The 21,142-nt window shown below is 67.9% G+C and carries 24 protein-coding genes; 20 read left to right on the top strand and 4 right to left on the bottom strand.

The features are described 5' to 3' along the window. Positions 1 to 9 precede the first annotated feature (9 nt). On the bottom strand, positions 10 to 828 hold the full coding sequence (locus AC3WTE_RS15770) for a DUF3109 family protein (RefSeq protein ID WP_492438882.1): 819 nt from the start codon (positions 826 to 828) through the stop codon (positions 10 to 12). Between the two features lie 25 nt (positions 829 to 853). Between AC3WTE_RS15770 and AC3WTE_RS15775 the strand changes: the two genes are divergently transcribed. The 8 genes from AC3WTE_RS15775 to AC3WTE_RS15810 all read left to right on the top strand — a co-directional run bounded on the left by AC3WTE_RS15775 (position 854) and on the right by AC3WTE_RS15810 (position 7,722). Further along, positions 854 to 1,840 (top strand): Ppx/GppA family phosphatase, encoded by a 987-nt coding sequence (locus tag AC3WTE_RS15775; RefSeq protein WP_492438884.1) that lies wholly within the window; start codon positions 854 to 856, stop codon positions 1,838 to 1,840. Continuing rightward, a complete protein-coding gene (locus AC3WTE_RS15780; RefSeq protein WP_492438886.1) occupies positions 1,837 to 2,985 on the top strand; it encodes an Rv0497 family membrane protein in 1,149 nt (382 codons plus the stop codon). The genes AC3WTE_RS15775 and AC3WTE_RS15780 overlap by 4 nt, the downstream gene beginning before the upstream one ends. An 11-nt stretch (positions 2,986 to 2,996) precedes the next feature. Beyond that, positions 2,997 to 3,842, top strand: a complete 846-nt coding sequence (locus AC3WTE_RS15785; RefSeq protein ID WP_492438888.1) for a sugar phosphate isomerase/epimerase family protein — start codon at positions 2,997 to 2,999, stop codon at positions 3,840 to 3,842. 29 nt (positions 3,843 to 3,871) lie between these two features. Next, positions 3,872 to 4,735 (top strand): pyrroline-5-carboxylate reductase, encoded by an 864-nt coding sequence (proC, locus tag AC3WTE_RS15790; protein ID WP_492438890.1) that lies wholly within the window; start codon positions 3,872 to 3,874, stop codon positions 4,733 to 4,735. Positions 4,736 to 4,874: 139 nt separating this feature from the next. Continuing rightward, complete coding sequence (locus tag AC3WTE_RS15795) at positions 4,875 to 5,099, top strand: cell division/environmental response transcriptional regulator (RefSeq protein ID WP_029105159.1); 225 nt, start codon at positions 4,875 to 4,877, stop codon at positions 5,097 to 5,099. A gap of 262 nt (positions 5,100 to 5,361) precedes the next feature. Continuing rightward, complete coding sequence (locus tag AC3WTE_RS15800) at positions 5,362 to 5,463, top strand: 30S ribosomal protein bS22 (RefSeq protein ID WP_003402602.1); 102 nt, start codon at positions 5,362 to 5,364, stop codon at positions 5,461 to 5,463. 48 nt (positions 5,464 to 5,511) lie between these two features. Further along, entirely contained in the window at positions 5,512 to 6,630 is a 1,119-nt protein-coding gene (locus AC3WTE_RS15805; protein WP_492438896.1) for an SDR family oxidoreductase, read from the top strand. A gap of 15 nt (positions 6,631 to 6,645) precedes the next feature. Continuing rightward, complete coding sequence (locus tag AC3WTE_RS15810; protein WP_492438898.1) at positions 6,646 to 7,722, top strand: lysophospholipid acyltransferase family protein; 1,077 nt, start codon at positions 6,646 to 6,648, stop codon at positions 7,720 to 7,722. A 165-nt stretch (positions 7,723 to 7,887) separates the two neighbouring features. Here AC3WTE_RS15810 and AC3WTE_RS15815 read toward each other — a convergent pair whose 3' ends face one another. Both AC3WTE_RS15815 and AC3WTE_RS15820 read right to left on the bottom strand, forming a co-directional pair. Then, positions 7,888 to 8,418 carry an FAS1-like dehydratase domain-containing protein gene (locus AC3WTE_RS15815; protein WP_492438900.1) on the bottom strand — a complete coding sequence of 177 codons (531 nt, stop codon included), beginning with the start codon at positions 8,416 to 8,418 and terminating at the stop codon, positions 7,888 to 7,890. 65 nt (positions 8,419 to 8,483) lie between these two features. After that, complete coding sequence (locus tag AC3WTE_RS15820) at positions 8,484 to 9,380, bottom strand: HAD family hydrolase (RefSeq protein WP_492438902.1); 897 nt, start codon at positions 9,378 to 9,380, stop codon at positions 8,484 to 8,486. 104 nt (positions 9,381 to 9,484) lie between these two features. Between AC3WTE_RS15820 and AC3WTE_RS15825 the strand changes: the two genes are divergently transcribed. The 12 genes from AC3WTE_RS15825 to AC3WTE_RS15880 all read left to right on the top strand — a co-directional run bounded on the left by AC3WTE_RS15825 (position 9,485) and on the right by AC3WTE_RS15880 (position 19,508). Next, entirely contained in the window at positions 9,485 to 9,754 is a 270-nt protein-coding gene (locus AC3WTE_RS15825) for a glutaredoxin family protein (protein ID WP_492438904.1), read from the top strand. Between the two features lie 177 nt (positions 9,755 to 9,931). After that, the gene (locus AC3WTE_RS15830; RefSeq protein ID WP_492438905.1) at positions 9,932 to 11,302 is read left to right on the top strand and encodes a glutamyl-tRNA reductase; all 1,371 of its coding nucleotides are present in this window, start codon (positions 9,932 to 9,934) and stop codon (positions 11,300 to 11,302) included. 6 nt (positions 11,303 to 11,308) lie between these two features. Then, the gene (gene hemC, locus AC3WTE_RS15835) at positions 11,309 to 12,268 is read left to right on the top strand and encodes a hydroxymethylbilane synthase (protein ID WP_459366832.1); all 960 of its coding nucleotides are present in this window, start codon (positions 11,309 to 11,311) and stop codon (positions 12,266 to 12,268) included. Positions 12,269 to 12,271: 3 nt separating this feature from the next. Beyond that, positions 12,272 to 13,954 (top strand): bifunctional uroporphyrinogen-III C-methyltransferase/uroporphyrinogen-III synthase, encoded by a 1,683-nt coding sequence (locus AC3WTE_RS15840; protein ID WP_492438907.1) that lies wholly within the window; start codon positions 12,272 to 12,274, stop codon positions 13,952 to 13,954. A gap of 20 nt (positions 13,955 to 13,974) precedes the next feature. Then, the gene (hemB, locus tag AC3WTE_RS15845) at positions 13,975 to 14,955 is read left to right on the top strand and encodes a porphobilinogen synthase (RefSeq protein WP_492438909.1); all 981 of its coding nucleotides are present in this window, start codon (positions 13,975 to 13,977) and stop codon (positions 14,953 to 14,955) included. Then, positions 14,952 to 15,434: a hypothetical protein gene (locus tag AC3WTE_RS15850; RefSeq protein ID WP_492438911.1), complete on the top strand. Its 483-nt coding sequence runs from the start codon at positions 14,952 to 14,954 to the stop codon at positions 15,432 to 15,434. Before hemB ends, AC3WTE_RS15850 begins: the two co-directional genes overlap by 4 nt. Positions 15,435 to 15,441: 7 nt before the next feature. Continuing rightward, on the top strand, positions 15,442 to 15,846 hold the full coding sequence (locus AC3WTE_RS15855; RefSeq protein ID WP_492438913.1) for a hypothetical protein: 405 nt from the start codon (positions 15,442 to 15,444) through the stop codon (positions 15,844 to 15,846). Next, positions 15,843 to 16,343, top strand: a complete 501-nt coding sequence (gene mce1N, locus AC3WTE_RS15860; protein WP_492438915.1) for a transport-regulating membrane protein Mce1N — start codon at positions 15,843 to 15,845, stop codon at positions 16,341 to 16,343. The genes AC3WTE_RS15855 and mce1N overlap by 4 nt, the downstream gene beginning before the upstream one ends. Then, complete coding sequence (locus AC3WTE_RS15865) at positions 16,340 to 16,582, top strand: hypothetical protein (protein ID WP_492438917.1); 243 nt, start codon at positions 16,340 to 16,342, stop codon at positions 16,580 to 16,582. The genes mce1N and AC3WTE_RS15865 overlap by 4 nt, the downstream gene beginning before the upstream one ends. A gap of 10 nt (positions 16,583 to 16,592) precedes the next feature. Then, entirely contained in the window at positions 16,593 to 17,804 is a 1,212-nt protein-coding gene (locus AC3WTE_RS15870) for an acyl-CoA dehydrogenase family protein (RefSeq protein WP_492438919.1), read from the top strand. Between the two features lie 185 nt (positions 17,805 to 17,989). Then, positions 17,990 to 18,907 (top strand): oxygenase MpaB family protein, encoded by a 918-nt coding sequence (locus AC3WTE_RS15875; protein ID WP_492438921.1) that lies wholly within the window; start codon positions 17,990 to 17,992, stop codon positions 18,905 to 18,907. Next, positions 18,897 to 19,508: a TetR/AcrR family transcriptional regulator gene (locus tag AC3WTE_RS15880; protein WP_492438923.1), complete on the top strand. Its 612-nt coding sequence runs from the start codon at positions 18,897 to 18,899 to the stop codon at positions 19,506 to 19,508. The genes AC3WTE_RS15875 and AC3WTE_RS15880 overlap by 11 nt, the downstream gene beginning before the upstream one ends. Here the strand turns inward: AC3WTE_RS15880 and AC3WTE_RS15885 are convergent. Beyond that, the gene (locus tag AC3WTE_RS15885; RefSeq protein WP_492438925.1) at positions 19,472 to 21,019 is read right to left on the bottom strand and encodes a hypothetical protein; all 1,548 of its coding nucleotides are present in this window, start codon (positions 21,017 to 21,019) and stop codon (positions 19,472 to 19,474) included. The genes AC3WTE_RS15880 and AC3WTE_RS15885 overlap by 37 nt on opposite strands. Positions 21,020 to 21,142: the final 123 nt, after the last annotated feature.

Below are 21,142 nucleotides of genomic sequence, written 5' to 3' on the forward strand. Positions count from 1 at the left end.
CCCGCGCGCTTACTTCTCGGCCGCCTGCGTGGCCGGGTGAACGGCGATGAGCCCCAGCCCGGCCCGGCGCTTGCACAGCGCGGCCAGCTCGGCGTACACCTTTGCGCCCAGCAGCTCGGTCAGCTCGGGCCCGTAGGACTCCCACACGGCCTTGGCGCCGACGTGCGCCGCCGGGTCGCCCGTGCAGTACCAGACCAGGTCGTGGCCACCTTCACCCCAGCCGCGGCGGTCGTATTCGGTGACGACGGTCCGCAGGATTTCGGTGCCGTCCGGCCGCGTCACCCAGTCCTGCGTCCGGCGGATGGGCAGCTGCCAGCAGACCTCGGGCTTCATCGTCAGTGGTTCGACGCCGAGCTTGAGCGCCTTGCTGTGCAGTGCGCAGCCGATGCCGCCGGCGAAACCCGGCCGGTTCAGGAAGATGCACGCACCCTTGTACTTGCGGGTTCGCAGGTTGGGCTTGTCGTCGTACTCGTCCATCTCGAGGTAGCCCTTGCGGCCCAGGCCCTTGTCCCGGAACTGCCAGTCCTCGTCGGTCAGCAGCTTGACCGACTCCTCGAGTTGCGCGACGTCGTCGTCGTCCGCCATGAAGGCGCCATGGCTGCAGCAGCCGTCGTCGGGCCGTCCCTCGACCGTGCCCTGGCACGCCGGCGTCCCGAAGACACAGGTCCATTTCGACAGCAGCCACGTCAAATCCGCCGCGATCAGGTGCTCCGGATTGTCCGGGTCGAAGAACTCCACCCACTCGCGGGCGAAGTCCAGTCCGACCTCGTGGGAACCGGGCTTGGAGGGTTCGCCAGGACTGATCTGCGATGCGGTCACAGCGTGCAACCGTAGACCCGTTACCGTGGTTTCCGTGCGATTGGGCGTCCTCGACGTGGGCAGTAACACCGTTCATCTGTTGGTTGTCGACGCGCGTCGCGGCGGGCATCCGACCCCGATGAGCTCGACCAAGGCCTCGCTGCGCCTGGCCGAGGCCATCGACGACACCGGCAAACTGACCCGCAAGGGCGCCGACAGCCTGGTCGCGACCGTCGACGAGTTCGCCAAGATCGCCACCAGCTCCGGTTGCGCGGAATTTATGGCGTTTGCCACATCTGCCGTCCGGGACGCCACCAACTCCGAAGCGGTCCTGGCCCGGGTGCGCGCCGAGACCGGCGTCCAGCTGCAGGTTCTTTCCGGGGTCGACGAATCGCGGCTCACGTTCCTCGCGGTGCGCCGCTGGTACGGCTGGAGCGCGGGCCGGATCATCAACCTCGACATCGGTGGGGGATCGCTCGAACTGTCGGGCGGCATCGACGAAGAGCCCGACATCGCGCTGTCGATGCCGCTGGGTGCGGGCCGGTTGACGCGGGAATGGCTGCAGGAGGATCCGCCCGGGCGGCGGCGGGTGGCCGTGCTGCGGGACTGGCTGGACAACGAGCTGTCCAGCCCGGCGACGAAAGTGCTGGCCGCCGGCACACCCGAGCTGGCGGTGGCGACCTCGAAGACGTTCCGGTCGCTGGCCCGGCTCACCGGTGCGGCGCCGTCGGGCGCGGGACCGCGCGTGAAGCGCACATTGACCGCCGCCGGCCTCAGACAGCTCATATCTTTCATCTCTAGGATGACCACGGCCGACAGAGCCGAGCTGGAAGGGGTGAGTGCCGACCGCGCGCCACAGATCGTGGCCGGTGCGTTGGTGGCCGAGGCGACCATGCGAGCGCTGTCGCTGGACTCCGTGGACATCTGCCCGTGGGCGTTGCGGGAGGGTGTCATTCTGCGGAAACTCGACAGTGAAGCCGATGGAACCGACTTGGTCGAAACGTTCGCGGGCTTAGCTCCCGCCAAAGGCGAGACACGATGACAGATTCAGACGACTTCTCCTCGACGCGACCGATCTCGGTCGCCGAGCTGCTGGCCAAGAACGGCACCATCGGTGCGCCGCCGGTCGGTGGCCGCCGGCGCCGGCGGCGGGGGAACAGCGACGCGGTGACCGTCGCCGAGCTGACCGGCGAAATCCCGATCATCCGGCCCGAGACGCTGCAGGCGGAGCCGGCTCAGACCGCGGATGAAACAGCTCCCGAAGCGGTTGCCGAGCCCGAGGCAGCGGCCGAGCCTGAGTCCCCGGCCGAGCCCGAGCCCGCGGCCCCGGCTGTCGAGGACGAGGCGCCGTCTGCGGCCGACGAGATGGAGCCCGACGACACCGGGGCCCACTACGCCGTCGACGATCAGATGCTGCACACCGACCTCGTCGACCCCGCGCCCGTGGCGACCGAGGCGGAATCCGATTACGAGGACCACCTGCGCCGCCGCGCCGCCGAAGCCGACCCGCTGGAGTTCGTGGCTCCGTCGCGCAAACCCGCGTTCCGCTGGTCGTTCAAGCCGGTCCGCGGGGCCGAGGAGATGGTCCCCGACCCGGTCGACGAGGACGCGCCGGCCGACGCGGACATCGACGACGATCTGCTCGCGCTCAAAGACGCCGAGCCCGTTGCCAAGCTCGACAGCGGCGCCCTCCCTGTGGTCGACCACACCGATGCCACGGCGGCCGCTGCGGCCGCCGAGGCCCTCGACGCGGCACCGGTACGCGACACGTCGCGCGGCGGCCGCAGCGAGCGGTATGACGCCCTGTTCGGTGGCTTCGCCGCCGACGAGGACACCCGCCGGGAGGACGTGGTCGCCGACCATGGCGAGGCGGAGCTCGCCGGCCCCGCCGAGGCCGAGCACGGGGACGAGGACGAGGAGTCCGGGTCTGCACTGAAGCGCGGTGCCTGGGTGGTCGGCCAGAGCCTGCTGGCCGTCGCGTTCGGCGCCGGCATGTTCTTCGCCTTCGATCAGCTGTGGCGCTGGAACCAGATCGTGGCGCTGATGCTGTCGATGCTGGTGATCCTCGGCTTGGTCGCCGGTATCCGGGTGATCCGGAGGGATCATGATCTGGCCAGTACGCTGATCGCGATTCTGGTCGGCGGTCTGGTGACGTTCGGCCCCCTGGCACTGCTCTACTCAGCCTGAACCGGAGGCCTGTGCGTCCCGCCATCAAGGTAGGTCTGTCCACCGCGTCGGTCTATCCATTGCGGACCGAGGCTGCGTTCGAGTACGCCGCCCGCCTGGGCTACGACGGTGTCGAGCTGATGGTGTGGGCCGAGCCGGTGAGCCAGGACATCAATGCCATTGCCGCCATGTCCGCCCGCTACGGCGTGCCGGTGTTGTCGGTCCACGCGCCGTGCCTGCTGATCTCGCAGCGGGTGTGGGGCTCCAACCCCATCCCGAAGCTGGAACGCAGTGTGCGGGCCGCTGAGCAGCTGGGTGCGCAGACGGTCGTCGTGCATCCGCCGTTCCGCTGGCAGCGCCGTTACGCCGTGGGTTTCTCCGACCAGGTCGCCGAGCTCGAGGCATCCAGCGACGTGCTGGTGGCGGTCGAGAACATGTTCCCCTTCCGCACCGACCGGTTCTTCGGCACCGGCCAGTCGTCCATCGAGCGGATGCGCAAGCGCGGCGGGGCCCCGGGCCCCGGGATCTCGGCGTTCGCGCCGTCCTACGACCCGCTGGACGGCAACCACGCCCACTACACCCTGGACCTATCGCATTCGGCCACGGCCGGCACCGACGCCGTCGACATGGCGCGGCGCATGGGCGGCGGGCTGGTGCACCTGCATCTGTGCGATGGCAACGGGGCGTCCACCGACGAACACCTGGTGCCGGGACGCGGCAGCCAGCCGACGGAACAGATTTGTCAGATGCTCGCCGCCAGTGAATTCTCCGGGCACGTGATCCTTGAAGTCACCACGTCGGCGGCACGCAACAACGCCGAGCGGGAGGCGCTGCTCGTCGAGTCGCTCGAATTCGCGCGTCGGCACCTGCTGCGCTGACCCTGCGCCGTCCTGGCATGCTGTCTCCCGTGGCGAGAATTGCGATCATCGGTGGCGGAAATATCGGAGAGGCCCTGCTGGCGGGGCTGTTGCAGTCGGGGCGGCAGGTCAAGGATCTGGTGGTCGCCGAGGCGTATCCGGCACGTGCCGCGCAGCTCGCCGACAAGTACTCGGTTCGGGTCACCGATGTCGCCGATGCCGCGGAGAACGCGGCCTATGTGATCGTGGCCGTCAAGCCCGACGCCGTCGAGGGCGTGGTCGAGGCGCTGGCCGCCGCGGCCGCTGACGCCGACAGCAGCAGCGTCGAGCAGGTCGTGGTGTCGGTGGCTGCGGGCGTCCCGACGTCCTTCTACGAGGCCAAGCTGCCCGCCGGTGCGCCGGTGGTGCGGGCGATGCCGAATACGCCGATGCTGGTCGGTGCGGGCATCACCGCGCTGTCGCGGGGCCGTTTCGCGAACGAGGCCCAGCTGGCCGAGGTCGCGGAGATCTTCTCCGCCACCGGCGCGGTGCTGACGGTGCCCGAGAAGCAGATGGACGCGGTGACCGCCGTGTCCGGCTCGGGCCCTGCGTACTTCTTCCTGATGGTCGAAGCCGTGGTCGACGCCGGTGTCGCGGCGGGCCTCCCACGGGCCGTGGCGACCGAGCTGGCGACCCAGACGATGGCCGGTTCGGCGGCCATGTTGCTTAATCGGATGGCCGAATCGGGAACAGCTTCCGCGGTCGGTCCGTTGGATACCAGTGCCGCGCAATTGCGCGCCTCTGTGACGTCTCCGGGGGGCACTACCGCCGCTGGTCTGCGGGAACTCGAGCGCGGTGGGTTGCGGGCCGCCGTCGCGAGTGCGGTGGAAGCCGCAAAAACCCGGTCTGAGCAGCTAAGAATTACATCTGAGTAGTTCTAAGATTTCAGATTGATTACCCCACACCCGTCGCAATAACCACATTGGCCACGCTATTCTCCTTCTCGTAAGCACGCGTTGGTGCCAGCGGAGGGGAAGCCGCTGGAGCTGGCCGTGCCTGATTGATTGGGTTGCGATGACGTCTATGAACGGGCCGTCGGCGCGTGATGGTGGCGATCAGCCACGAACGCAGTTCCTGACTGTTGCCGAGGTTGCGAGCCTTATGCGGGTGAGCAAGATGACGGTATACCGGCTGGTGCACAACGGGGAGTTGCCCGCGGTGCGTGTCGGCCGATCATTTCGGGTGCACGCCAAGGCGGTGCACGACCTGCTCGAGTCCTCGTACCACGACGCGGGTTAGCCGCCGCGCGTCTGGCTGAGCCGTCCGCGCGATGCGGCGGCACCGGAGTGCCCGGTCGACGACCGCTGTGCGCCTGGATGGGTAGCGATAGCCATCGGGTCCGCCAGCGTGAGTGGACCGGGCATCTGGACGGTGTGCACGTCTTCCGGCGGCGCGATCAGCAGGCGTTTTCGTGGTGGGAAACCCCGCCGGGTAAAGTGGCGGGGTTGGTTTCACACCGATCTTCACGGATCGACGTCTAGTAGCGGAGACTTCAAAGTCTATGGGTTCAGTCATCAAGAAGCGGCGTAAGCGCATGTCGAAGAAGAAGCACCGCAAGCTGCTTCGTCGCACCCGGGTTCAGCGCAGAAAACTCGGTAAGTAACCGCGACGCTCGCCTGTGTCATGTGTCGACGCCCATTAGGCTGACCAAATGGATGCCGACGGACGCCCTGGAAGCCGGCCCACTGCGTCGGGCGGAAGCGATTCCGGCCCGGACATCCCCGAGACCCTGCACCACCCCAAGGTGGTGCTGGTCACGGGTGCGTGCCGGTTCCTGGGCGGCTATCTGACAGCCAGGCTTGCGCAGAACCAGCTCATCGAGCACGTGATCGCGGTTGACGCGATCACGCCGAGCAAGGACATGTTGCGGCGCATGGGCCGCGCGGAGTTTGTCCGCGCGGACATCCGCAACCCCTTCATTGCCAAGGTCATCCGGAACGGCAACGTCGACACCGTCGTCCACGCGGCGGCGGCGTCATACTTGCCGCAGTCCGGTCGTGCGGCGCTCAAAGAGCTCAACGTGATGGGCGCGATGCAGTTGTTCGCGGCCTGTCAGAAGGCCCCTTCGGTCCGTCGGGTGATCCTGAAGTCGACGTCGGAGATCTACGGGTCCAGCCCGCGCGATCCGGTGATGTTCACCGAGGACAGCAGCGCTCGCCGGCCACCGGGGGAGGGCTTCGCCCGGGACAGCATCGACATCGAGGGCTACGCCCGCGGTCTCGCGCGCCGGCGGCCCGACATCGCGGTCACCATCCTGCGGCTGGCCAACATGATCGGTCCGGCCATGGACACCGCGCTCTCGCGGTACCTGGCGGGTCCCTTGGTGCCGACCGCCTTCGGGCACGACGCACGGTTGCAGCTCCTGCATGAGCAGGACGCTCTCGGGGCGCTCGAACGCGCCACCTTGTTGGGTCGGGCCGGCACCTTCAACATCGGGGCGCCGGGCGTCATCCTGATGAGTCAGGCCATTCGCCGCTCGGGCCGGATCGCGCTGCCGCTGGCCGGACCCACGATGTGGGTGCTGGATGCGTGGCGACGCGCGACGGCGGGCGTCGAACTGGACCGCGAACAGTCCGACTACATGCGCTACGGCCGGGTCATGGACACCACACGGATGACGAGGGAACTCGGCTGTACCCCAAAGTGGACGACCATGGAGGCTTTTGACGATTACGTTTCAGGCCGCGCGCTGACGCCCATTATCGACCCAGGATGGGTAGGCTCAATGGAGCGTCGTGCAGTGGCCGCAGCGCAGCGGTGGGGACGCTGATTTCGCAAGTTTTTGATGGTGGGAGATATTGACGTGGCGGGCGAATCTAAAGCCAAAGTCATTCCTCTACATTCGAATTCGACACGTGCTTCCGCGCAACGTCGTGCGTCGAGGCGCGATGCCACGCTGCGACATCCCTCGCTGCTGTCCGACCCCGGGACCCGCGCATCGGCTGACCAGATTGCTGCCGTGGTCCGGGAGATCGACCAGCACCGGTTTGCCGCGTCCGGCCCCCCGGCCGGTGACGGACCCAATGAGTTGGCCCAACGTATCGGTGCCGCTGCGGATTTCATTCGCAGGCGGATGACCGGTGATTATGTCGTCGACGAGTTCGGGTTCGATCAGCACCTCAATAGTGCGGTGTTTCTTCCTTTGCTACGAACGCTTTTCAATTCCTGGTTCCGCGTCGAGGTGTCGGGCATCGAGAACCTCCCGGATGACGGTGCCGCGTTGGTCGTGGCAAACCATGCGGGCGTATTGCCGTTCGACGGGCTGATGACATCGGTCGCCGTGCACGACAAGCACCCCAAGCATCGCGACTTGCGGTTGCTGGCCGCCGACCTCGTCTTCGACCTGCCGGTGGTCGGCCAGGCCGCACGCAAGGCCGGGCACACCATGGCCTGCACCGCCGACGCGCACCGGCTGCTGGAGGCCGGCGAGCTGACCGCCGTGTTCCCCGAGGGGTACAAGGGGCTCGGCAAGCCGTTCAAGGACCGGTACAAGCTGCAACGGTTCGGCCGCGGTGGCTTCGTCTCGGCGGCGCTGCGCTCGGGTGCGCCCATCGTGCCGTGCTCGATCGTCGGCTCCGAGGAGATCTACCCGAAGATCGGCGACGTGAAGCTGCTCGCCCGGCTGCTCGGGTTGCCGTACTTCCCGCTGACGCCGCTGTTCCCGCTTGCCGGGCCCATCGGGCTGCTGCCGTTGCCGTCGAAGTGGTACATCCAGTTCGGTGAGCCCATCTCGACGGCCGACTACGACGAGTCCGCCGCCGACGACCCGATGATCACCTTCGAGCTGACCGACCACGTGCGCGCGACCATTCAGCAGACGCTGTATCAGCTGCTGGCCAACCGTCGCGGCACGTTCCTGTAAGCACTCCCCGCGAGCGTGCGCGTCTGCGCGCGACACGCCGCGGATTCCGTACGAAAACGTCCCGCTCGCGGTTGCTGAGCGGGACGTTTTCGTATGCGCAGTTTGTGTGTCGCAGTGCAGACCTCCGGAAACGGAAGGTGTCGCCGGCGCGGCTCGCGCTGGAGGTCAACCCTTTTGTGCCGCAACCATTTTCGCGATGGCGGCGTCGCGGGCCGCGGCGATCTGCGCGCTGACCTCGCTGGCTTCGCCTTCATGCTGAGCCTCGCCGAGCATGGTGACGATGCTGGTCATCACCGGCTCGCCGTTGTCGTCGGTGACCTCGGCGCGGATCTCGCTGATCACCGTGCCGTGCGACTCGATCACCGAATCCAGGTAGGAGTCGAACCACAGCCGGTCGCCGACCTTGATCGGGCGGTGGAAGATCAGCTTCTGGTCGCGGTGCAGGACGCGCTGCAGGTTGATCGGCACGTCGAACTGGTTGAACAGCTCGAGCTGGACCCGTCGGCCCGCGACCGCGATGAACGTCAGCGACGCGATGAGCGTGTCCGAACCGCACTCGGCGGCCGCTTCTTCAGAGAAATGGGCGGGGTGATCGTCCTGGACGGCCTGCGCGAACTCCTTGACCTTCTCGCGGCCGACCTCGAAGTAATCCGGATACCGGAAGTGGGTCCCGATGATGTCGTCCGCAATGCCCATGGCGGGTGAGCCTATCAGCGTTCGAGTCGCTGACCTGCACACAGCGGGGTGGGCAGGCGTCGTGCCTAGTTGCCCTTACGCGACGCCACGGCGGCGAGCGCCCCGCCGACGGCACCCAGGGCCAGCGCCGACGGCACGCCGATGCGCGCGGCCTTGCGGGCGGTCCGGAAATCGCGGATTTCCCAGCCGCGCTCACGGGCGACGTCGCGCAGCGCCGCGTCGGGGTTGATCGCGACGGCGGTGCCGACCAGCGACAGCATCGGCACGTCGTTGAAGCTGTCCGAGTACGCCGTACAGCGGCGCAGGTTGAGGCCCTCGCGAATGGCCAGCTGCCGCACTGCGTGCGCCTTGCCGACGCCGTGCAGGATCTCGCCCACCAGTCGGCCGGTGAACACCCCGTCTTCCGATTCGGCGACGGTGCCCAGCGCGCCGGTCAGTCCTAGCTTGCGGGCGATGGTCTGGGCCAGCTCCATGGGCGTCGCGGTGACCAGCCAGACCTGCTGGCCGGCGTCGAGGTGCATCTGTGCCAGTGCGCGCGTGCCCTGCCAGATCTTGTCCGCGATGATCTCGTCGTAGATCTCGTCGCCGAGGGCTTCCAGTTCCGCGGTCTGGCGGCCTTCGATGAACGACAGGGCCTTGCGCCGGCCGGCGGCGACGTCGTCGCTGTTCTCCTTGCCGGTCACCTGGAACTTGGCCTGCGCGTAGGCGAACCGGGCCAGGTCGGAGTATTTGAAATAGTCGCGGGCGGCCAGGCCGCGGGCGAAATGCACGAGCGACGAGCCGTGCACCAGCGTGTTGTCGACGTCGAAGAACGCGGCCGCGGTGAGGTCAGGCGGCGGTGGGAGCGCCGGGGCGGCGGGTTCGTCGGCCCCGGAATCCTGGTCGACAGCCTCCTGGTCGGGGCCGTCGGCAGGACCGGCGGGCACGGGCTCGTCGGCAGTCACGGGGCTGGATTCGGACACGGTTCAACACTAGTGCCCGTTGGCCGCACTCCTCAGTGCGACTCGTACGACTCGTACCTCGCCGCTTGGTCGTCATGCGGCCAGGTCACGCCATACTGATGCGCGTGGATCGATCAGGGAACAGCCACCGCGTGACGTTGCTCACCCGTGCCGGATGCAGCATGTGCGAACGCGCGTCGGCTCAGCTCGTGGAGTTGTCCGGCGAGCTCGGATTCGTCCTGACGAGCACGGATGTCGATGTCCTGGCCGCTGCCGGGGACACCGCGCTGCGCGCCGAGTTCGGTGATCGGCTGCCTGTGGTGCTCCTCGACGATGTTGAGCACAGCTACTGGGAGGTCGACGAGGAGCAGCTGCGAGCCGACTTGACCGGTTAGACCCAGTTGGCTGACCACCCATCAGTCCGCCGGTGAGCGGGTGCCCCGGGGTCCGGCAGGCGTATAGCAAATTTGGTTGGCGGGCTGGTGAGCGGCTAGCTTTGAATACGTTCCTGCGGCCAGACGAGGCCCGGGAAACCTTCCTGCGCTACGGAGGTGCTACGAGGTGATGAGGCCGTGAGCGTCCTGCTCTTCGGGGTTTCGCACCGCAGTGCGCCGGTTTCTGTGCTCGAGCAGCTCAGCACCGACGAGGCCGAACAGGCCAAGATCATCGAGCTGCTGCTGCAGTCCTCTCTGGTGACCGAGGCCATGGTGCTGTCCACCTGTAACCGGGTCGAGGTGTACGCGGTGGTGGATGCGTTCCACGGCGGGCTCTCGGTGATCGGTTCGGTGCTTTCCGAGCGGTCCGGCATGTCGCTGCACGACCTCACCAAGTACGCCTACGTGCGGTACGCCGAGGCGGCCGTCGAGCATCTGTTCGCCGTGGCCAGCGGCCTGGACTCGGCCGTCATCGGCGAGGCGCAGGTGCTGGGCCAGGTGCGCCGGGCCTATACCTCCGCGGAGGCGCACCAGACGGTCGGCCGCACCCTGCACGAGCTGTCGCAGCGGGCGCTGTCGGTCGGCAAGCGCGTCCACTCCGAGACCGGGATCGACGCCGCGGGCGCCTCGGTGGTGTCGGTGGCGCTCGATATGGCCAAGTCCAAGTTGGCGTCGCTGACGGGGCTGACGGCGGCCGTGATCGGCGCCGGTTCCATGGGTGCCCTGGCCGCCGCGCATCTGACGCGCGCCGGGATCGCCCGCGTCGAGGTGGTCAACCGCTCGCTGCCGAGGGCCGAGCGCATGGTCGAGAATCTGAAGGCTCAGGGCGTCGACGCCGCGGCGTACACCCTCGACGACATTGCCGTCGCGCTGGGCAACGCCGACGTCGTCGTCGCGTGTACCGGCGCCGTGCGCCCGGTGGTGTCGTTGGCCGATGCGCACCGCGGACTGATGAACCGCCCGGAGTATCGCCAGTTGGTCATCTGCGACCTGGGCATGCCGCGGGACGTCGACGGCGCGATTGCTGGCCTGCCCGGCGTGCACGTGATCGACATGGACCGGATCCAGCGGGAACCGTCGGCCCGGGCCGCGGCCTCGGATGCCGAAGCGGCCCGCTCGATGGTCGCCGCGGAGGTCGCCAGTTACCTGGCCGGCCAGCGGATGGCCGAGGTCACCCCGACCGTCACAGCCTTGCGTCAGCGTGCTGCCGACGTCGTCGAAGCGGAGTTGTTGCGGCTCGACAACCGGGTTCCGGAACTCGATGCCGTCCACCGCGACGAGGTCGCGAAGACGGTCCGCCGGGTCGTGGACAAGTTGCTGCACGCGCCGACGGTGCGGGTCAAGCAGTTGGCCAGCGCGCCCGGCGGTGATAGCTACGCCGAGGCGCTGCGCGAGCTGTTCGAGCTCGACCCGCAGGCCATCGATGCCGTGTCCGCGGGTGAATTGCCCTTGGCGGCAACAGATTTGGCGGTCGGCGAGCCGCATTCCCACCACGACAAGGCTGAGTAACCGCACTTGGTAACTACCCTCGAAAATGTTGTCCGGATCGGCACCAGGGGCAGCCTTTTGGCTACCACGCAGGCCGGCACCGTCCGTGACGCCCTGATAGCTCTCGGCCAACCCGCGGAGCTGGTCATCATCAGCACCGAAGGCGACCGCTCGCAGGCGCCCGTTGCGGACATCGGCATCGGCGTGTTCACCGCCGAGCTGCGGCACGCCATGGCCGACGGCCGCATCGACGTCGCGGTGCACTCGTACAAGGATTTGCCGACGGCACCCGACGAGCGCTTCGTCATCGCCGCCGTGCCGCCGCGCGAGGATGCGCGTGATGCCTTGGTGGCGCGCGACGGAATGGTGCTGGGGGAGTTGCCGGCCGGCTCGGTGATCGGCACGTCGAGCCCGCGACGGGCGGCACAGCTTAGAGCACTGGGTCTCGGTTTGGAAATCCGCCCCCTACGAGGCAACCTAGATACCAGGTTGAACAGGGTAAGTAGTGGTGATCTCGACGCTGTTGTCGTCGCCCGAGCGGGTCTGGCCCGTATCGGACGGCTCGATGTCGTCACCGAGAGCCTCGAGCCGGTGCAGATGTTGCCAGCGCCGGCGCAGGGCGCCCTCGCGGTCGAGTGCCGAGTGGGTGACACCGAGCTGGCGACGCTGCTGGGAAAGCTGGACCATCCCGACACGCGCGCCGCGATCACTGCCGAACGAGTCCTGTTGGCCGAACTGGAGGCGGGTTGTTCCGCGCCGGTGGGTGCGATCGCTGAGGTGGTCGAGTCCATCGACGAGGACGGCCGAGTCTTCGAAGAGCTGTCGCTGCGCGGTTGCGTGGCGGCGCTGGACGGATCCGACGTGATCCGGGCGTCCGGGATCGGGACACCCGAACGGGCACGGGAGCTGGGGCTCTCGGTGGCCGCGGAGTTGTTCGACCTGGGGGCGCGCGACGTGTTGGATCAGCGGACTGTAGAGCGGGAGTGAGAGATGACGACCCGAGTGCGTAAGCACAAGCCCGGCCGCATCACCTTTGTCGGTTCCGGCCCTGGTGATCCGGGCCTGTTGACGACGCGTGCGCGGAATGTTTTGGCGCATGCGGCATTGGTCTTCACCGATCCTGATGTGCCCGAGGCGGTGCTGGCGCTGATCGGCACCGATCTGCCGCCGACGTCCGGGCCGCACCCGGCCGACGCCGAGCCGGCTGCCGATGCCAAAACCGACGACGCTGCCGCTCCGGCTCCGGCCGTGGCCCCGGCCATGACGTTCCCCCACGGTGTCGACGTCCGCCCCGCGCTGGGCGACCCGACCGAGGTGGCCAAGCTGCTGATCACCGAGGCCAAGCACGGTGTTGACGTGGTGCGTCTGGTGGCGGGCGACCCGCTGTCGGTCGACGCTGTCATCACCGAGGTCAGCGCCCTGGCCAAGACTGCGGCGCACTTCGAGATCGTGCCGGGCCTGCCGTCGTCGACGGCCGTGCCCACCTACGCCGGCCTGCCCGTCGGCTCGGCGCACACCGTGGCCGATGTCCGCGGCGACGTGGACTGGGCGGCGCTGGCCGCCGCTCCCGGGCCGCTGATCCTGCATGCGACGGTGTCGCACCTGCCGGACGCCGCCCGCACTCTGATCGAATACGGCCTCACCGAGAGCACCCCGTGTGTCGTGACCGCGGGCGGCACCACCTGCCAGCAGCGGTCCATCGAGACCACGCTGGCCGGGCTGCTGGACAAGGCCGTGCTGGAGAAGCCCGTCGGCCCCGAGCCGGTCGGTCCGCTGGCCGGCCCGCTGGTGGTCACCATCGGCAAGACGGTGGCACACCGGGCCAAGCTGAACTGGTGGGAGAGCCGCTCGCTGTACGGCTGGACCGTGCTGGTGCCGCGCACCAAGGACCAGGCCGGCGAGATGAGCGATCGGCTGGTGGGCCACGGCGCCCTGCCCATCGAGGTGCCGACCATCGCGGTCGAGCCGCCGCGCAGCCCCGCCCAGATGGAGCGTGCGGTCAAGGGCCTGGTCGACGGTCGTTTCCAGTGGGTCGTGTTCACCTCCACCAACGCCGTGCGCGCGGTGTGGGAGAAGTTCAACGAGTTCGGTCTGGACGCCCGCGCGTTCTCCGGGGTGAAGATCGCGTGCGTCGGTCAGGCCACGGCCGACAAGGTGCGTGCGTTCGGCATCAACCCCGAGCTGGTGCCTGCCGGTGAGCAGTCGTCGCTGGGCCTGCTGGACGAATTCCCGGACTACGACGAGATTTTCGATCCGGTGAACCGGGTGCTGCTGCCGCGCGCCGACATTGCCACCGAGACGCTCGCCGAGGGCCTGCGTGAGCGGGGCTGGGAGATCGAGGACGTCACGGCCTACCGCACCGTTCGTGCGGCACCGCCGCCGGCGCATACCCGCGAGATGATCAAGACCGGTGGTTTCGACGCCGTCTGCTTCACCTCGAGCTCCACGGTGCGCAACCTGGTCGGCATCGCCGGCAAGCCGCACGCCCGGACCATCGTCGCCTGCATCGGCCCGAAAACCGCTGAAACCGCTGCCGAATTCGGCCTGCGCGTGGACGTACAGCCGGAGACTGCCGCCGTCGGCCCGCTGGTCGAGGCGCTGGCCGAGCACGCCGCCCGGCTGCGCGCCGAGGGTGCCTTGCCGCCGCCGCGCAAGAAGAGCCGCAGAAGATAGCGGTCGCTAAACTTCGTCATATGTCCTTTCCTCGGCATCGTCCACGGCGACTGCGCACGACTCCGGCGCTACGGCGTTTGGTGTCCGAAACCTCGCTGGAGCCACGGCATCTGGTGCTGCCGATGTTCGTGGCGGGCGGGCTCGCCGAGCCGCGTCCGATCGGTTCGATGCCCGGCGTCGTCCAGCACACGCGCGAGTCGCTGCGCCGTGCCGCTGCTGAAGCCGTGGCGGCCGGTGTGGGCGGCCTGATGCTGTTCGGCGTCCCTTGTGACGGGGACAAAGATGCCACCGGTTCCGAGGGCGTCAACCCCGACGGCATCCTCAATGTGGCTCTGCGTGATCTGAATTCGGACCTCGGGGATGCGACCGTTCTGATGGCCGACACCTGCCTGGACGAGTTCACCGATCACGGGCACTGCGGCGTGCTCGATGTCCACGGTCGGGTCGATAACGACGCCACCAACGACCAGTACATCAAACTTGCGGTGGCCCAGGCTGATTCGGGTGCGCAGGTCGTCGGCCCGAGCGGCATGATGGACGGTCAGGTCGCGGCGATCCGCGACGGGCTGGACCAGGCCGGGCACACCGACGTTGCGATCCTGGCCTATGCCGCCAAGTTCGCGTCGGCGTTCTACGGCCCGTTCCGCGAGGCCGTCGGCTCCAGCCTGCAGGGCGATCGTCGTACCTACCAACAAGATCCGGGCAACGCGCGGGAAGCGGTGCGGGAGATCGAGCTGGACCTCGCCGAAGGTGCCGACATGGTGATGGTCAAGCCGGCGATGAGCTATCTGGACGTGGTGCGGGCCGCTGCCGACATCTCGCCGGTACCCGTTGCGGCGTACCAGATTTCGGGGGAGTACGCGATGATCAGCGCGGCCGCGGCCAACGGCTGGATCGATCTGCGGGCCTCGGTCCTGGAGTCGCTCATCAGCATTCGGCGCGCAGGCGCCGACATCGTGCTCACGTACTGGGCGACGGACGTCGCAGGCTGGCTACGGTGAACCCACAGCACCCGCAGCATCCCCAGAATCCGCAATACCCGCCGTATCAGGGTCCGGGGCCGGACGGGCCCGGACCCGAGCCGCACGAAATGCCGCAGGACGTTGTCACCGGTTTCTGGCTGTGGACGGCGGCGCTGCCGCTGTCGGTGATCGGCTACGTGATCAACCTGCTGACGACGCCCGAGCGTGCGGTGTCGGGCTACGCCTACGCGGTGTCGGGCCTGATGCTGTTCATCGTCGTGGTCCTGGTGGCGACGTTCCTGGTGCTGTTGCGGCATGGCTACCGGTGGGCGCGCAGCATCCTGACCGGCGGGGCGGCGGCGACGCTCCTGTACCTGACCACCAATCTCTTCGCCGACTACCACGGCGCGGCCGCCGCACTCGGCTACGCGGTGTGCGGTATCGGCGGTGCGGTGCTCATCGGCGGCGGCGTTTATCTACTGCACCGCCCCGACTCGAACGCGTATTTCGTACGCTAGCCCGGATATGACTGAGCCCACGCCTTCTTCGCCTGCCCGACCGCGGGCTGTCACGGTCGCGTTCTGGTGCTGGGTGGTGGCCGCGGTGCTGCTGATGGTCGGCGGGATGCTGACCGCCACTGCCGAGGTGCCGCCCGCCTACCGGAACCTGGTTGTGGGCTTCGGGGCCATCACGGCCGTCGCCGGCGCCGCCATGGCCTTCTCCGCCGGGCGCGCCCGGCGCGGTGACAACAGGTTTCGCCGGGCCGCGGTGGCGTTGTCCATGGCGGTCGTGATCGTCGTCGGCCTCCTCGCGCTGCTCGGCGTGGCGCAGCTGCTGTCGCTGGTGGCCCTGTTGCCGCTGATCGCCGGGACGGTCTCGATCACCCGCCCGCCGGCGCAGTCCTGGTTCGACGGAAAGGCCAACGCATGACGGATGCGCCGACGGACACCGACGCCGACCAGGTGCTCTTCCACGAAGTCGGTGCCAGCTGGTGGTGGCTGCTGCTGGGCCCGTTCTCCGGCGGCTCCATCGCCGCGATGCAGCTGTGGTCGGCTCATCGGCTGGACCCGCTGGTCCCGGTGGTGTTCCTGGTGCTGGTGACGGGGTTCATCGGATTGCAGATCAAGGCCGCGCGCCTGCACACGTCGGTCGAGCTCACCCCCGAGTACCTGCGCGAGGGCACCGAGTCCATCCGCGTCGCGGACATGATCGGGATGTTTCCCGAGGCCCGCGGCGCCGACGTACCGCGCTGGCAGTCCTACCGGGCGTTCGGGGAGCTGACGGGCGTCCCGCGCGGGCGCACGGGGATCGGCCTCGAACTGACCGGTGAGCGCAGCGGCCAGGCCTGGGCCCGCCGCCACCGCGGGTTGCGTGCCCAGCTGGAGGCGCTGGGTGTGCGCGAGCTCGGCGAGGACGACGACGAATGAGCGGCAGCAGGGTCGTGGCGGCCGGCACACTGGTGCTGGCCGTGCTGGCGGCCGTCGGCTCCGTGGTGAGTTGGCTGGCTGCGTCGTCCGTCGCCGATGTGGCGCCGGTGATCCCCGGCGAGCCGGTGAAGACGTCGGTGCTCTATGACCCGTCGTTCATCACACTGTCGTTGTTGCTGGCGACCCTGGCCGGGGTGCTCGCCGTAGTAGGTACGGCGAGGTGGCGGCGCGCCAAGTAGTGTGTCGCCCATGTCTTTTTCGTTAGAACTGTCCGCTGACGTCTGCCAGGTCCGCGACTGGGTCCACGAGTTCGCTGCCGGTGTCATCCGCCCGGCTGCCGAGGAGTGGGACGAACGCGAGGAGACGCCGTGGCCGATCATCCAGGAGGCGGCCAAGGTCGGCCTGTACTCCATGGAGTTCTTTGCCACCCAGAGTGCGGAGCCGACGGGGCTCGGCATGCCCGTCGCCGTCGAAGAGCTGTTCTGGGGCGACGCCGGAATCTCGTTGTCCATCATGGGCACTGGTCTGGCGGCGGCCTCGCTGGCGGCCAACGGCACCATGGAGCAGATGGGCGAGTGGCTGCCGCAGATGTTCGGCACCATCGACGAGCCCAAGCTGGCGGCGTTCTGCTCGTCGGAACCCGGTGCGGGATCGGATGTTTCGGCGATCATCACCCGCGCCCGCTATGACGAGGCGACTGACGAGTGGGTCCTTAACGGCACGAAGACCTGGGCCACCAACGGCGGCATCGCCAACGTGCACATCGTCGTCGCCTCGGTGTACCCGGAACTCGGCTCGCGCGGCCAGGCCAGCTTCATCATCCCGCCGGGCACCAAGGGTTTCAGCCAGGGCCAGAAGTTCAAGAAGCACGGCATCCGGGCTTCGCACACCGCTGAGGTCGTGCTCGACGAGGTCCGCCTGCCGGGCCGGCTGATCGTCGGCGGCCGGGAGAAGTTCGAGGAGCGGGTGGCCCGGACTCGCGAGGGGAAGAGCTCCGCGGGTCAGGTGGCGATGAAGACGTTCGAGCGGACCCGGCCGACGGTCGGGGCCATGGCGCTGGGAGTGTCTCGCGCGGCGTACGAATACGCGCTGGGGTACGCGCAGGAGCGCGAGCAGTTCGGCCGCAAGATCGGTGATTTCCAGGCCATCGCGTTCAAGCTGGCCGATATGAAGTCCCGGGTCGACGCGGCCCGGCTGCTGGTGTGGCGGGCCGGCTGGATGGCGCGCAACAACAAGCCGTTCGAGAACGCCGAGGGCTCCATGGCGAAGCTCGTCGCCAGCGAGACCGCGGTCTACGTGACCGACGAGGCCATTCAGATTCTGGGCGGCAACGGCTACACCCGCGACTACCCGGTGGAGCGCTGGCACCGCGACGCGAAGATCTTCACCATTTTCGAGGGCACCAGCGAAATCCAGCGGCTCGTGATGGCCCGGGCAATCACGGGGCTGCCGCTCAAGTAGCTTTCCTCCTCGCTCGAGCGTGCGTGTCTGCGCGCAACACGCGGGGTCATGTCGGCAATTTCGTCGCGCTCGCGGCCGCTGAACGTGCGCACCGGGTCCGGGAACGGCGGCGGGTCGCGTACAGCACGCACGCTCGCGACAAATGGGTGTTGTTACATAGTGCAAAATTTGTAACACTGTTCCGCATGACCGAACTTGTGGAGCAGTCGGAGCTTGTCGACGGGGCGAGCGGAGCGACGGGGAAAGTCGACGGGGCGAGCGGAGCGACGGGGCAGGTCGACGCCCTGCCACTGGGGCCGGAGTCACTGGTGTGGAAGTACTTCGGCGACAACCGGATGTACCTGATCGGCCCGCGGCCGGCAGTCCTGCAGAACATGCTGGCCCAGCTCGGCCAGGGCGTCCTGGACCATTCCGTGTTCTTCGCCGACACCTCGGCCCGGATCAAGCGGTCGCTGCCGCCGATCTTCCGCACTGTCTACGGCACCGATGACGCCAACACCGGGACCCAGGTCCGCGACTTCCACCGCGAGATCAAAGGCGACATGCCGGACGGCAGCCGCTACCACGCGCTCGACCCCGAGACGTACTACTGGGCGCATGCGACGTTCGTCGAGCAGGTGCTGTACTTCGCGGACACCTTCGTCAAACGGCTGAGCGACGCCGAGAAGGAACAGATCTACCTCGAGTCCAAGACCTGGTACCGCCGCTACGGTGTGAGCGACCGGCCGATGCCGGCCACCTACGCCGAATTCGAGGAGTACTGGGACCGGATGCTCAACGAGGTTGCGGTGCCGCACAAGACGGCCCGGTACGGCGTCGGCTATGTGACCAAGGGCTTTCCGGCGCCCAAGGCCGTCAACCCGGCGCTGTGGCGCGTGATTTCGGTGGTGTTCAACCCCGTCGCGGCGTTCCTGACCACCGGTGGCCTCCCGCCGCGGGCGCGCGATCTGCTGGAGCTGCCCTGGACCGACCGGCAGGAGCGCGCGTACCAGCTGTTCGCGGCGGCCTGGCGCACCAAGCCGGTGAACTGGGTGTGGGACCGGCTGCCCATGTCGGTGCGGTACAACACGTTTGCGCAAAAGGGCTACGCGCGTGCCCGGTGACGCGACGGCCGCGATCCTTGACGCCGCGCTCGTCGAGTTCGAGCAGCACGGCTTCCGTCGCGTTGCGCTCGATGATGTCGCGCGCCGGGCCGGCGTCAGCCGCACCACGATCTACCGGCGGTTCGCGAACCGGGACGAGCTGGTGGCCGCCGTCGTCGAACGGGAGAACGTCGAGCTGTTCGACGACATCGCGAGCGAACTGAAAGCCGCGGGGCCGCAATCAAATTTGTATGTCGAGGCGTTCACCCTGTCGATCCTGCGATTCCGGCGGCACCGGGTGCTCAACCGGATGATGATCGACGAACCCGCTCTCGTCATCGAACTCATGCAACGGCACTACGGCGCCGCGGTCGGCCGGATGGCGGCGGCGCTGCGGGTCATCTTCCCCGACGGATTCGCCGACCGGATCGGCGAGCAGGCGGTGAACGACCTGGCCGACACCATCCTGCGCTACGCCGCGATGGTGCTGCTGCTGCCGAGCGTCGAGGCGCTGGACAGCGCTGACGACATCCGTGCCTTCGCCACAAGGCATTTCGTGCCGAGTCTGCCGTCGGCGTTGCAGGGTCAGTCGGGCAAGCCGGTCGCGGGGTCGATGCGGTAGATGCGCATGTGATACGAGCCGGCGCGGATCTCGTGGAGCGGCTGCTGGCAGATCGTCATCGACATGGCCGGGGCCCGGGACGACGACTGCCGGGAATTGGGCTCGCGGTAATGCCGGCACCCGGAGTCGTCGGTGAACTCCGGCCGGACCGCGACGTAGTAGTTGACCTCGTACCGCTTGAACACCGTCCACAACGGTCGCTGCTCCCGGATGAATTTCAGGAACCCGTGGGACATCATGAGCCCTTCGAGGTGCACCACCGGCTGAGCCATGAGCCAGGCGGGCGTCCCTGCGGCGTCGCCCATGGCGTAGACGCCCGGATGCTGCTCCGCAAAGTCCCTGAGTTGGTGTGCCGCTTGGGAAATACCGCCCTGCACGGGCAGCGGCTGCGCCTCGAAGGTGACTGTCGCGCACAGTACCGCCAGGGTCAGCACCCCGACCGGCACACCGACACGCCTGGTCCTCGACGGTGACCGGGTCAGTTCGACAGCCACCAGCGCGGCGGCCACACCGAGCGCCATGTTCTCGAAGTAGAAGTACCAGCAGAACATCATCCAGCCGCTCATGACCGATTGCAGGACCGCCTGCACGACCGGGGCCGTTGCCAGTGCCAGCACGACCCGGCGGGCTTCCCGGTTCTCGATCCGGCGGGCCAGCGTGACGACCACGGCCACGACGGCGGCCAGCTGCATCGCGTTCGCGCCGGGGAACGGCATGTCGACGGACACGAAGTGCAGGTTCGGCGGCAGATAGGTGCCGAGCGACTTGGCGGCCATCGACGTCGTGCTGAGGTGGCCGTAGAAAACCTCGTTGAACCAGACGTACAGCCCCAGCGGAAACGCACCCGCCGCTCCTGCCAGCGTGCGCCGCCACCCCCAGGTGGGTGCGATAGCCGCTAACAGCAACGGCACCAACACAATTGAGTCCAGACGGGCCAGTGCCATGAGGGCGCACAGCAGTCCCGCGACAGCGGCGTATCTGGTGGACTGCTCGGCGAGCGGCCTGCGCGTGAGATGCATGAGCAGCGCCGCGGCGAGGCAGACCGTCAGGGCCATCTCGAGTCCCCACGCGGCGAACGGCGCGATCACGACGGCGGCGACGGCAGCGCCCACGGCGGCCGGCAACCGGCGGCCCGTCACCTGCAGCAGGAACCGCTCGAACAGGAAGAAGAAGCCGATCAGCAGAATCGTTACGCTGATGTCGACGCCGGCAAAGAATGCCGGACCGCCGCCGGTGACGGCATAGAGCGCCGACAACCACAAGAACCACAGCGGGTGATATCCGTTGGTGGATTCACCGGGGAAGAATGTGGAGCCGGCGCCGTCGACCCAGTTCTGGGCGGCCTTAAGGTAATAGAAGAAGTCGTCGAAGAATCGGACGGTCGGATCCAGACCACCGAAGATGCGCCAGAGGCACAGTGCGACAAGCGCGGCCGGAACCATCCGATGAATGGCCCAGGTGACTACGCGTTCGTTCGTTGTGGTGCCGGCAAATGTAATGATGTTTCCCACCCCCGTAGGAAGCGCAATGAACCTGCGCAGTTCCTTTGTTGCCATGGGTAGCTAACCACAATTCGGGGTGCCCGGCGAGCCAATTCGTGAAAGTCAATCCTGTTGTGCGGGTTGATATCTCGA

It is taken from the genome of Mycobacterium sp. FW102-FHT13B02 (genome assembly GCF_058790275.1).

Bases quoted from the DNA above. Each gene is read 5' to 3' on its own strand.
- AC3WTE_RS15780 (WP_492438886.1), top strand. From the start codon at position 1,837: ATGACAGATTCAGACGACTTCTCCTCGACGCGACCGATCTCGGTCGCC.
- AC3WTE_RS15795 (WP_029105159.1), top strand. From the start codon at position 4,875: ATGACGTCTATGAACGGGCCGTCGGCGCGTGATGGTGGCGATCAGCCA.
- AC3WTE_RS15800 (WP_003402602.1), top strand. From the start codon at position 5,362: ATGGGTTCAGTCATCAAGAAGCGGCGTAAGCGCATGTCGAAGAAGAAG.
- AC3WTE_RS15805 (WP_492438896.1), top strand. From the start codon at position 5,512: ATGGATGCCGACGGACGCCCTGGAAGCCGGCCCACTGCGTCGGGCGGA.
- AC3WTE_RS15810 (WP_492438898.1), top strand. From the start codon at position 6,646: ATGGTGGGAGATATTGACGTGGCGGGCGAATCTAAAGCCAAAGTCATT.
- AC3WTE_RS15815 (WP_492438900.1), bottom strand. From the start codon at position 8,418: ATGGGCATTGCGGACGACATCATCGGGACCCACTTCCGGTATCCGGAT.
- AC3WTE_RS15840 (WP_492438907.1), top strand. From the start codon at position 12,272: ATGACGACCCGAGTGCGTAAGCACAAGCCCGGCCGCATCACCTTTGTC.
- hemB (WP_492438909.1), top strand. From the start codon at position 13,975: ATGTCCTTTCCTCGGCATCGTCCACGGCGACTGCGCACGACTCCGGCG.
- AC3WTE_RS15855 (WP_492438913.1), top strand. From the start codon at position 15,442: ATGACTGAGCCCACGCCTTCTTCGCCTGCCCGACCGCGGGCTGTCACG.
- mce1N (WP_492438915.1), top strand. From the start codon at position 15,843: ATGACGGATGCGCCGACGGACACCGACGCCGACCAGGTGCTCTTCCAC.
- AC3WTE_RS15865 (WP_492438917.1), top strand. From the start codon at position 16,340: ATGAGCGGCAGCAGGGTCGTGGCGGCCGGCACACTGGTGCTGGCCGTG.
- AC3WTE_RS15870 (WP_492438919.1), top strand. From the start codon at position 16,593: ATGTCTTTTTCGTTAGAACTGTCCGCTGACGTCTGCCAGGTCCGCGAC.
- AC3WTE_RS15875 (WP_492438921.1), top strand. From the start codon at position 17,990: ATGACCGAACTTGTGGAGCAGTCGGAGCTTGTCGACGGGGCGAGCGGA.